The organism is Micromonospora sp. KC213, assembly GCF_004348325.1.
Classification (GTDB): Bacteria; Actinomycetota; Actinomycetes; order Mycobacteriales; family Micromonosporaceae; genus Micromonospora.
This window is the reverse complement of the sequence record NZ_SMKF01000191.1, coordinates 1-10494: the sequence shown is the minus strand read 5'-3', so window position 1 is coordinate 10494 and position 10494 is coordinate 1. Positions and strand designations below refer to the sequence as shown.

The window sequence follows — 10494 nt, the reverse complement described above, 5'->3', positions numbered from 1 at the left end:
GCTCCTCCACCGGAGCCAACGGGCTCATCTCATCCGGATCCGGTGCCTCCGGCCGCGGGTCCGGCTCACCAACAGGCTCCGGCACCGCCGGCTGCGGCCATCCCGTCCCGGTCTCGCGCTGCTCGTCGTCCATCCTGACAAACCTACGCCCGGAACAGGTGACGACGAATCGCCGCCACGTTGCCGAAGATCCGCACCCCCAGCACGACCACCACACCCGTGGACAACTGACCGCCCACCCCCAACTGGTCGCCCAGATACACGATCAGGCCCGCCACCAGCACGTTCGAGATGAACGACACCACGAACTGCTTGTCATCGAAAATCCGGTCCAACTTCGCCCGCACCCCGCCGAACACCGCGTCCAACGCGGCCACCACCGCGATCGGCAGGTACGGCTGCAACGCGGCAGGCACCGTCGGATCCAGGTAGATCCCCAGCACCACACCGGCGAGCAACGCCAGCACCGCGATCATCGGACACCTCCGGAAGGACTGAGCGACGTACCCGGAACCGGCGGCCCGGGACTGGACGAACCGTTCACGGCCGAACCCGACGGCGACGCGCTCGGACCGACCGACGGCTCCGCGTAGCGTAGCCGTGGTTCCGGCGCCGCCGGCAGCACCAGATCCTCGACCTCCCGCACCTCGAACGACAGACCCGTCTGCTTCGCCACCCGACGCATCAGGTACGCCGACCGGCTCTCCTCGAACCTGTCCCGCATCGACCCCGGCCCGATCGCCGACACCTCGTACGGACTCGTCACCGGCCGGAAGTCCACCAGGATCGCCGCACCCGCCGACCGGATCGTCGATGTCGCCGTCAACCGCTGCCCGTTGATCGCCACCGCCTCCGCGCCCGCAGCCCACAGGTCGTTGGCCACCTTCTGCAGGTCGGAGTAGATCACCCGGTCCGGACCCGCGTCCGAGCCACCGGTCACCGCGTCGCCCTCCCGCGGCGCGTCGACCAACCGCACCACCACGCCGTCCCCCCGCACCCGGCCCAGACCGGTGCCCGCCTCCAGGTTGCGCAACCGGGCCGCCTGCGAACCACTCAGCGCCGCATCCCGGTGCCGGTTCACTTCCTCGCGCAGCCGGTCCGCGCGGACGGTCATCTCGTCGGTCTCCGCCTCCCGCTGCTTGATCTGCGCGATCAACCCGGCCCGCGCCTGACTACGGCTCGGCTCCTCGGCGAGCGTCTCCCGGTACGCCACGGCGAACAAGAATCCCACCGCCACCACCACCAGCACGCTGACCGACCGCGCGCAACCGGCACGCCACCCGGACGCCGGCGGCGACTCCCGCCGCCGGGCCGCCGCGTCGGCGTACCCCGGATCCAACGGATTGCGGAACAGTTCGGTGAGGAAATCCGGCGTGAACGTCCGCGGCGGACGACCGCCGGAGTCCGGGCCGCCGCTCATGCCGCCCCTCCCCCGGACCTGGCGCGCGCCGAACGCACCAGCCGGCCGGCCTGGAGCACATACATCGCGCCGGCCACCCAGTAGAGCACCAGCCCCCACCAGGCCAGCCCCCAGCCGATCGCCGAGGCGGCCGTCGCCACCGGCGCGACCGAGACGGCCAGCAACAGGACCGGGAAGGCGGCAAGGAGCAGGAAGGTCGCCGTCTTGCCCACGTAGTGCACCGGCGGCGGACCGTAGCCGTGCCGACGCAACACCGCCAGCGAGCCCAGCAGCAGCAGTTCCCGGGCCAGCAGCGCCGCGGTGAACTGCCACGGCACCACCTCCCGGGCGGTGAAGGCGAGCAACGTGGCCAGGATGTACAGCCGGTCGGCGAGGGGATCCAGCAACTCCCCGAGCCGGCTGACCTGGCCCAGCCGGCGGGCGACCCAACCGTCCACCCAGTCGGTGGTGCCGCCGACCGCGAGCACCACCAGCGCCGGTACGTCGGCCCGCACCACCAGGAACAGATAGAGGAACAGGGGCACGCCGAGCAGTCGGACAAAACTGATCAGATTCGGCAGGGTCAGCACCCGGTCACCGACGACCACGAGCCCGCCCGTGTCCTGCGGGGACTCCGCCCGAACGGGGCGACGCGACACCGAACCTCCCTCCGCAGCACACACCTGGTGCCCGGTGGGACACCTCGGTGGGACGTGCGCGCTGACGGGCCGGCCAACACCGGCGCCTCGGCGATCCCGGGCTGGGACCTCCCCCTGGTTGCCGGTGGTGGGCCCGTGGCCCCGACCGGCGAGTTGCGCAGCCACTATATCGGCCTCATGTCTCTCGGCCTGGTCTGCCGGTTTGCGTCCCTGGGGTGTGTGCTGCGTCACCACCTCCAAAGCGTCCTAGGAAGCTAGTGGGTGGGGCGGAACGAAATGGATCACGCGGTACGGGCGGGCGCGTCCGCGGGTGCGGCTGCCACCTCCGCCGCCTGCGCGAACGCCATCAGGGCCAGCAGCAGCTCGTGCTGGGTCCGCTGCGGCATCCGGTCCAGCACCGCCTGTACCGCCTGGTGGCGGCGCTCCTTCAGTTCCCGCAGCAGGGTCTGCGCCGCTGCGGTGGGCACCAGTCGGACCTCCCGCCGGTCGCGCGGGTCGGCCACCCGGCGCAGCAGGCCGGTGGCCTCCAGCCGGTCGCAGAGCCGGCTCGCCGACGACGGTACGACGTCCAACAGCTCGGCCAGCCGGTTCACATTGGTCTCCGGCCGCTCGGTGATCAGGAAGAGCACCCGCAACTGGGTCGGCGAAACGGTCACATGATGCCGCGAGGTAGCCGACTCGAGCACCCCGATCAGGGCCCCGGCCGCCGCGTCGATCGCCGCCGCAAGATTCGGAGGTCGCTCCACCCGCTGTGTCCCCTGCGATTGTCCGCTCGTACGTGGCCCACCGTCTCACCGCCCGCCCGGACCGTGAATCCCGTGCCAATCCAGACAGACGACGACGGCGTCGTCACGCAGATCCGTCTCGGCATGGTAGGCGAACAGTTCGCGCATCACCGTACCAACCGCCTCCGTCGCCGGCTGCAACCGCGTCGACCGCATCGACCGCGCCATCGCCCGCTCGCCGTACGCCTCCTGGCCCCCCGGCTGCGCGGCGTACACCCCGTCGCTGACCACGAACAGCCGGTCCCCCGGCTCCAGGTCGAACTCCTGCACCGTGTACCGGCTCTCGGCGAACATGCCCAACGGCAGCTGCTGCTCCAGCTCGATCCGGCTCACCGTGGCGCCGCGCAGCCGCAGCAGATGCGGCGAACCGGCGTCCACGGCGCGGACCCGCCCGCTCGCGGCCTCCACCGCCAGCAGCAGCGTGGCCACGTGCCGCTGCCCACGATGCTGGTAGAAGATCGTGTCCGAGGCCAGCTCCGCCTGCTCCACCAGGCCACCCCCGGAGCGGCGGGCGTTGCGCATCGCGTTCACGGTCAGCGCGGTCAGCAGGGCGGCGCCGATCCCGGCGCCGGTGCCGTTGAGCACGCTGAGGGTGAGCAACCCCTCGTCGACCGTCCAGTCGAAGTGGTCACCACCCACCGTGTACGCCGGTTCGAGCTGCCCAGCCAGCAGGAACGCCTCGTGCCGCAGGCTGCGCCCGGGCAGCAGATCCCACTGCATCTCGGCGGCCATGCTCAACCGCTCCCGGCGCCGCACCCGCCGGTACCGGTCGGTCTCCCGGTCCGCCGCGCGCAGCGAGGTGGCCAGGTCGCCGGCCACCTCGGCGAGTCGGGCGACGACGTCGGCCTGTGGCGGGGCGGTCAGCTCGACCAGCAACACCCCGAGCCGCTCACCCCAGACACTGACCGGCACCCAGAGCCGGCAGTGGCCGTCGTCCCGAGCCTCCACGACCGGCAGCTGGCTGCTGAAACAGCGCTGCGCCTGGCCCTGGCAAGCGAGGAATCCGGCGTCCGGCAGCTTCGGGTCGAGCACCGGCCAGAGTCCGCTGATCCGGTAGTCGGCGAGGAACACGTCCACCCGCGACGCGCCCCACAGCGACCGTACGACCCGGTCGACGGCCTCCACCAACTGATCGGGTGGGGCCGCGCGCAGCGCACGGCACAGCGCCGCGGACGCATCCGGCATGTTCGTCCTTCCGAGGGATTCTTGCTGTAGAGCAAAAATCATACGGAGGTGCCGACCGGGCGACGCACCGGCCAGGTCAGCCCGCCGGCTTGACGGCCGGCTCGCCGGAGAACGCGTCCGGCGCGGGTTCGCCGCCCGTCCGCCGCCGCGACACCGGGACGATACCGTCGGCGGCCGACGTCCACCGGAGCAGCGGCGGCCGGAAAGCCTCCCGGCCGGGCATCCGGAACTGCGGCCCCATCATGGCCAGCGCCGGCCGTCAGCGTAACCACGGGTGCCGTACTGGCGGTATCGGCCCGGCGACACCCGGTCGACGGCGATACTGGCCGGCAGGGGGTGGACGGACGTGAACTCGGCGGACGGCGCGGCAATCGTGGTGGGTGTGGACGGATCGGAGCCGGCGCTGCGGGCCGTCCGGCTCGCCGCCGTGGAGGCGGACCTCCGACGCCGCCCGCTGCGCGTGGTGCACGCCTTCATCTGGCCACTGCTGCGGGTGCCGGTCGGCCCGCCCACCGCCGGCCCGCCCGGCAGCGGGCTGCGCCAGCAGGCCGAGGACGTGGTGGCGCGGGCGGTCGCCGAGGCAGAGGCGACCCGCCCGGGGCTGCGCACCACCGGAGAGATCATCGACGGCGAGGCGTCGGCGGTACTGCTGGGCGAGACCCCCACCGCGGCGATGATCGTGCTGGGCGACCGGGGCCTGGGCGGATTCACCGCCCTGCTGGTGGGCTCGGTCGCGGTCCAGGTCGCCACGTACGCCGACTGCCCGGTGCTGGTCGCCCGGGGCGAGGAGAGGACCGACGGGCCGGTGGTGGTCGGCGTCGACGGTTCGCCGCCGTCCCGGTCCGCCGTGGACTTCGCCGCCGAAGAGGCCGCGTCCCGTGGCACCGCCCTGCACGCGGTGCACGCGTACCGGTACCCGACCCCGGCGCGCCCCGGCGACATCCAGCCGCTGGTCTACGACCAGGACGCGCTGCGCGACGAGGAACAGCGGGTGCTCACCGAGTCGCTCGCCGGCATCGCACAACGCCACCCCGACCTGCCGGTCACCCGGGAGACGGTCCGGGACCGGCCGGTGCCCACGCTGGTCGAGGCGTCGCGGCGAGCGGCGCTGGTGGTGGTCGGGGGTCGGGGGCGCGGCGCGCTGACCGGGCTGCTGCTCGGCTCCGTCAGCCACGGGCTGCTGCACCACAGTGCCTGCCCGGTCGCCGTGGTCCGCGCCCCGCAGTGAGCGGTTGGCGGGCGACCAGACGGGTAGACCGCCCGGGTACGGCACACGGTGACAGCGAGGCGAGGGGAGGCGGCGATGCCAGGACCACGGCCCGGAAGCAACGCCTACGACAAGGAACGGGCGCGGCTGCGCGACCTCATCGAGCAGTCCGGCCGGGCGGCCGACCAGGAGGCGAACCAGGTCGCCAACCGGATTCTCCAGGAGGATCGCGGACAGCGTGGCATGGCCCGGGGCGACCGGACCTTCGGACCCAAGGGTGAACGTGAGCCCGGCGACCCGAAGTGAGGACGGGAGCCGCAGCGGGCCGGCGGCGCGGCGCTGCCGGCCGTCGCTCGTCGTGCCGCGCCATCGCCGGCAGGCCGTCAGCCCGGCACGTCGCTGTCGTCATCGGCCACCGGCTCACCGGCCGGGCCGTAGGGTGAGACCTGTCCCTTCGGGACGGGCCGGCCGCGGTCACCGGTCGAATGGGTCTTGTTACGCGGATGGCCGGTCGGCCGGGGGCCCTTGCTGTCCTGGCTGGTGGCTCCCTTGTCGTTACGGCGGAACTCCTCCTGCTGCGGTTGCACCACGTGTCTCCTTCCGGGTGGGGACGCGACCGGCGAGGCCACGCACCGGCTTCGGATACCCACCGGTGTGGCCGGCATGCTCGCCGCCGCCGGCCCGGCTGACCGGTCCCGCAGCGGGTAGTCCGGACGGATGGGTGAACAACAGCGACTGGCCCGGGCGCTGCTGGACCGGCAGGCCCGCACGTACGCCGAGGAAGCCGGCATCCACCTCGCCGACCGGCCCGGCCCGCTCTACCAACTGCTGGTGCTCGCCACGTTGCTGAGCACCCGGATCCGGGCGCAGGTGGCGGTGGCCGCCGCCCGGGAACTGTTCGCCGCGGGCTGGCGGACGCCCCGGGCGATGCGGGTGGCGAACTGGCAGGAACGGGTCGACGCCCTGGGCCGCGGACACTACCGACGCTACGACGAACGGACCGCGACGATGCTCGGCACCGGTGCCGAGCTCTGCCTGGACCGCTGGCACGGTGACCTGCGGCGGATGCACCGCGAGGCGGCCGGAAAGCCCGATCGGCTGCGGCCGCTGCTCACCGAGTTCCCCGGCATCGGCCCGACCGGCGCGGACATCTTCCTACGCGAGGTGCAGGCGGTCTGGCCGGACGTGCGCCCGTACGCCGACCGCCGGAGCCTGGCCGGGGCGAAGCGGCTGGGACTACCGGCCGACCCGCGCCGGCTGGCCGAGCTGGTCGAAGCGGCGGAGTTCGGGCGGTTCGCCTCGGCGCTGGTCCGGGTCGCGCTCGGTGCCGAATCCGCCGACGAGATCAGTCACGCCGCCGGCGTCACTTGACCGGCTGGCTCGGCTTGGTGAGATGCCAGACCAGCAGCGCGGCCAGCACGGCGAGCAGCACGATCCCGCCGGAGACCCCGCCTCCCTCCGCGGTGGAGTCCCGCCCGGTCACCCCGAAGTAGATCACCGCGAGCCCGGCGAGCACCGCCAGGAACGTCCGCATGCCACGGTCCTTCACGCCCCGGACGGTACGCCCGATCGGGCGGCCGGGTCGGTGGTCGCGGCGGCGCTCACCCGTCCGGGTCGACGGTGACGGCGGGACCGCGTACCCGCACCCGGCGTACCGCCCGGTCGGCCACCTCGACCACCTCGACGGTGAGCCCCGGCAGCCGCACCGTGTCCCCCGCGCCGGCCGGCAACCGCCCCAGGCCGGCCAGGACCAGTCCGGCGACGGTGGTGTAGTCGCGCGACAGGGGGAAGGTCAGCCGGACACCGACGTCCGGCAGGTCGTGCAGTGGGAAGTCCCCGGGCAGCAGCAACGCCCCGCCGGCCTCCCGGACCACGCCGCGCACGTCGCGGTCGGTCTCGTCGTACAGTTCGCCCACCACCTCCTCCAGCAGATCCTCCATGGTGACCAGGCCGTCGATCCCGCCGTACTCGTCGACCACCAGGGCGAGCTGTTCGTGGCGTTCGCGCAGCTGCCGCATCGCCTCGGCGACCGGCAGCGTGCCGGGCAGCAGCACCGGCGGACGGGCCCGCCGGCCGGTGGTGTCTCCGCCAGCGCCGACCAGGTCCCGGATGTGCACCACGCCGCACACGTCGTCCAGCCCGTCGGGGCCGACCACCGGCGCCCGGGACCGGCCGGCGGCGGCGAGCCGCCGCATCGCCTCCGACGGGGCCAGGTCGGCCGGGAGCATGGTGACGTGCCGGCGGGTTACCAGGACCTCGCGCAGGGTCCGCCCGGCGATGTCGAAGGCCCCGGCGAGGATCTCCCGCTGCTGTGCCGACAGGCCCCGCTGGCTGACCAGCGTCTCCCGCAGCTCGTCCTCGGTCATCTCCGCGCGGCTGGCCCGGGGATCGCCACCGGCGAGCCGGACCAGCAGGTCGGTGCTGCGGCTGAGCAGCCAGACCGCCGGGCGGGACAACCCGGCGAGCAGGTCCAGTGGCGGCGCGCTGAGCAGCGCCCAGCGTTCCGCCCGCTGCATCGCCAACCGTTTCGGGACCAGCTCCCCGGCGACGAGGGTGACGAAGGTGAGCAACACGGTCACCAGCACCACCGCCGCCGGACGGGCGAGCGCGCCGAGGAAACCCAGCGGAGCGAGCAGTGGCTCGGCGAGCGTGACCGCCGCGGCCGCCGAGGCGAGGAAACCGGCGAGGGTGATGCCGAGTTGGATGGTCGCCAGGTAGCGGTTCGGCTCGCGGGACAGCCGGGTCAACCGGGCCCCGGCCCGCCCGGCCCGGCCGAGCCGACGCAACTGCCCCTCGCGCAACGTCACCAGCGCCATCTCGCTGCCCGACAGAGCGGCGTTGACCAGCACCAGCACGGCCACCAACGCGAGTTGACCGCCCATCGCGCCCCTTTCCGGTCAGTCGTTCTCCAGGTCGTCCAGGGAGATGGCGTGGGTCATCAGCCAGCGGGCCAACGCCGCCATGCCGAACAGCCACAGCGGGGCGGACTCGGTGGTGCCGTTGGTGGCGAAGATGGCGAACCTGAGATCCGGCGCCCGGTACGCCTCGATTCGCCAGCGGTGGTTCTTGTCCCGCCAGACCGCCGAAGGGTCCATGGCGTCACGGTAGGCGACGTGGCGGCACCGGCGGAGCGGCTTCGGCGCGAACGCCCGCGCCGGCCTCGGGCAGGGTACGCGGCGCGAGCACCTGCCGGGTGTCGTCGGGCAGCCGGCGGGTGGCCCCACGCCGGTCCAGCAGTTCCAGCAGCGGCACGGCCACCCGGCGGGTGGTGTCCAGCGCCTGCCGGGCGGCGCTGAGCGTGAACGGCTGCGGCAGGGCCGCCAGCACCTCGGCCGCCTGGTCGAGGGCGCCGGGCAGCAGCACCACGGTGTCGGCGAGCCGCAGCAGTGCGCCGGCGCGTACCGCCGCCCCGAGTTCGCGCGGGCCCAGGCCGAGGGCGGCGAGGTGGTCGGCCTCGGGGGCACGGAACGGGTGGTCGGCGTACTCGGTGTGGATGCGCCGCACGGCCCGGGCCACCGGCTCCGGCAGCGTGTCGACCGGCCCGACGGTCACCCGGCCGGCGCGCAGCGCCAGCGGCGGGCGCACCAGGGCCTCGACCAGCCCCCGGTCGGGTAGACCCAGCATCCGGCGCAGCGCCTCGACCGGCACCCCGGGCTCCAGCGGGTGCGCGTGGACATACCGGGTGGCCTCCTCGACGAGCCGGTCGCCCAGCCCTCGCCAGTACTCCGGGTCGGCGAGCCAGTCCCCCGCCACCGGGTCGGCGGTCACCGGGACGCCCATCCGGGTCAGGTCCGTGGCCCGGGCCAGCCGGCGGCGGCGCAGCTCCCCGGCCAGGTCCGCGCGTCCGTCCAGGCCGGTCAGCACCTGCGCGCGGGCGGCGGCGGCCCCGCGGCGGGTCAGCGGCGGCGGATTCACGTCCAGCACGGTCACCCCGCCGGACACGTGATGCCGGCCCGGGTCGCGCAGCACCGCCCGGTCACCGATGAGCAGCGGCAGCGGCCGGGCCAGCCGCAGCCGTACGGTGTCCACGCCCAGCGGGCGCACCCGCACCGGCACGGCCGCCGAGCCGACGTGCAGGGTGAGCGTGGCGGGCAAGTCGCTGGCCGGGTCCCCGGCCAGCCGCCCGTCGAGCAGCTCGGTCAGCCGGAACCGGCCGGGGGTGAGCAGGGTGTCGCCCCGGGCCAGCCGGTCCTTCGGCACGCCGCGCAGGTTGACCGCCACCCGGGCCACCGCCTCGACCCGGTCCCGGGCCACGCCCAGCCGGTGCAGGCCACGAACCCGGACCGGCTCGCCGGTGGCAGCGAGTTCGAGCTGGTCACCGACACGCAGCCGGCCGCCGCCGAGGGTGCCGGTGACCACCGTGCCGCTGCCCCGGATGGTGAACGACCGGTCCACCCAGAGCCGCACCGGGGCGTGGACCGCCGGCGGCGGCAGCCGGGCGATCAGCCGGTCCAGGGCGGCGCGCAGGTGCGGCAGACCGGCGCCGGTGACGCCGCTGACCGCGACCGCCTCGACCGCGCCGAGTGAGGTGCCCGCGAGGTGGGCCCGCGCCGCCTCGATCGCCGGCCGCGGGTCGGCCAGGTCCGCGCGGGTCACCGCGAGCAGCCCGTACGACACCCCGAGCGCGTCCAGCGCGGCCAGGTGCTCGGCGGACTGCGGCATCCAGCCCTCGTCGGCGGCCACCACCATCAACACGGCGGGCACCGGGCCGACGCCGGCGAGCATGTTCGGCACGAACCGCTCGTGCCCGGGTACGTCGACGAAGGCGACCGTGGTGCCGGAGGGCAGGGTGCTCCAGGCGAAACCGAGGTCGATGGTCATGCCCCGGCGGCGTTCCTCGGCCCACCGGTCGGGTTCCATCCCGGTCAGGGCCCGCACCAGGGTGGACTTGCCGTGGTCGACGTGGCCGGCGGTGGCGACGACGTGCATGTCAGCCGGCCGCCCGGCGGACCGCGACGCGCAGCGTGTCGTCCGCGGCGGCCGGCACGCAGCGCAGGTCCAGCAGGAGGCGGCCGCGCGTCACCCGGCCGAACACCGGCGGATCCCCGTGGCGCAGCGGCACGGCGTACGCCTCGGGCAGGCTCACCGCCCAGGATTCCAGTTCGACGCCGGGCGCGCCGCCGCCGCCGACCACGGCGACGCTGCGCACCACCTCGGCCGGGCAGCCGTCGGCGCGCAGAGCGTCGCGGAGCCGTTCGGCACGGGCGCGCAGCGCGGCCGGGTCGGCGTGCAGGGCGGCCCGGGTGGGGGTGTCGGGGG

13 protein-coding genes and 1 pseudogene are annotated in these 10494 nt (G+C 74.4%); 3 read left to right on the top strand and 11 right to left on the bottom strand.

Annotated elements, in window-relative coordinates; translation table 11 throughout:
* Nucleotides 1-143: 143 nt before the first annotated feature.
* The 5 genes from E1166_RS26410 to E1166_RS26390 form a co-directional block, all read right to left on the bottom strand.
* Nucleotides 144-476: a small basic family protein gene (locus E1166_RS26410; protein WP_067311500.1), complete on the bottom strand. Its 333-nt coding sequence runs from the start codon at nucleotides 474-476 to the stop codon at nucleotides 144-146.
* Entirely contained in the window at nucleotides 473-1420 is a 948-nt protein-coding gene (locus tag E1166_RS26405; RefSeq protein ID WP_132342648.1) for a DUF881 domain-containing protein, read from the bottom strand. The genes E1166_RS26410 and E1166_RS26405 overlap by 4 nt, the downstream gene beginning before the upstream one ends.
* Nucleotides 1417-2058, bottom strand: a complete 642-nt coding sequence (locus E1166_RS26400) for a CDP-alcohol phosphatidyltransferase family protein (protein WP_132342647.1) — start codon at nucleotides 2056-2058, stop codon at nucleotides 1417-1419. The genes E1166_RS26405 and E1166_RS26400 overlap by 4 nt, the downstream gene beginning before the upstream one ends.
* Nucleotides 2059-2339: 281 nt before the next feature.
* Nucleotides 2340-2804 carry a MarR family transcriptional regulator gene (locus E1166_RS26395; protein WP_132261745.1) on the bottom strand — a complete coding sequence of 155 codons (465 nt, stop codon included), beginning with the start codon at nucleotides 2802-2804 and terminating at the stop codon, nucleotides 2340-2342.
* Nucleotides 2805-2849: 45 nt separating this feature from the next.
* Nucleotides 2850-4028, bottom strand: coding sequence for a PP2C family protein-serine/threonine phosphatase (locus tag E1166_RS26390; protein ID WP_132261747.1), 1179 nt, complete (start codon nucleotides 4026-4028; stop codon nucleotides 2850-2852).
* A gap of 346 nt (nucleotides 4029-4374) precedes the next feature.
* Between E1166_RS26390 and E1166_RS26385 the strand changes: the two genes are divergently transcribed.
* Both E1166_RS26385 and E1166_RS26380 read left to right on the top strand, forming a co-directional pair.
* Nucleotides 4375-5256, top strand: a complete 882-nt coding sequence (locus E1166_RS26385; RefSeq protein WP_132342646.1) for a universal stress protein — start codon at nucleotides 4375-4377, stop codon at nucleotides 5254-5256.
* A gap of 75 nt (nucleotides 5257-5331) precedes the next feature.
* Nucleotides 5332-5541, top strand: a complete 210-nt coding sequence (locus E1166_RS26380; RefSeq protein WP_132261753.1) for a phosphatidylethanolamine-binding protein — start codon at nucleotides 5332-5334, stop codon at nucleotides 5539-5541.
* Nucleotides 5542-5618: 77 nt separating this feature from the next.
* Here the strand turns inward: E1166_RS26380 and E1166_RS26375 are convergent, their stop codons facing one another.
* Nucleotides 5619-5822, bottom strand: a complete 204-nt coding sequence (locus E1166_RS26375) for a hypothetical protein (RefSeq protein WP_243710524.1) — start codon at nucleotides 5820-5822, stop codon at nucleotides 5619-5621.
* A 130-nt stretch (nucleotides 5823-5952) separates the two neighbouring features.
* Here E1166_RS26375 and E1166_RS26370 point away from each other — a divergent pair, with 130 nt between their 5' ends.
* Entirely contained in the window at nucleotides 5953-6606 is a 654-nt protein-coding gene (locus E1166_RS26370) for a hypothetical protein (RefSeq protein WP_132342644.1), read from the top strand.
* Here E1166_RS26370 and E1166_RS26365 read toward each other — a convergent pair.
* From E1166_RS26365 to E1166_RS26345, 5 genes and pseudogenes are all read right to left on the bottom strand, one after another.
* Nucleotides 6599-6769 (bottom strand): amidophosphoribosyltransferase, encoded by a 171-nt coding sequence (locus E1166_RS26365; RefSeq protein WP_132261762.1) that lies wholly within the window; start codon nucleotides 6767-6769, stop codon nucleotides 6599-6601. The genes E1166_RS26370 and E1166_RS26365 overlap by 8 nt on opposite strands.
* Nucleotides 6770-6836: 67 nt before the next feature.
* Nucleotides 6837-8117 carry a hemolysin family protein gene (locus E1166_RS26360; RefSeq protein WP_132342643.1) on the bottom strand — a complete coding sequence of 427 codons (1281 nt, stop codon included), beginning with the start codon at nucleotides 8115-8117 and terminating at the stop codon, nucleotides 6837-6839.
* 15 nt (nucleotides 8118-8132) lie between these two features.
* Entirely contained in the window at nucleotides 8133-8330 is a 198-nt protein-coding gene (locus E1166_RS26355) for a hypothetical protein (protein ID WP_109944258.1), read from the bottom strand.
* A gap of 4 nt (nucleotides 8331-8334) precedes the next feature.
* On the bottom strand, nucleotides 8335-10164 hold the full coding sequence (gene selB / locus E1166_RS26350; protein WP_132342642.1) for a selenocysteine-specific translation elongation factor: 1830 nt from the start codon (nucleotides 10162-10164) through the stop codon (nucleotides 8335-8337).
* Nucleotide 10165: 1 nt separating this feature from the next.
* Nucleotides 10166-10494: pseudogene (locus E1166_RS26345) on the bottom strand (L-seryl-tRNA(Sec) selenium transferase); the annotation flags it as partial.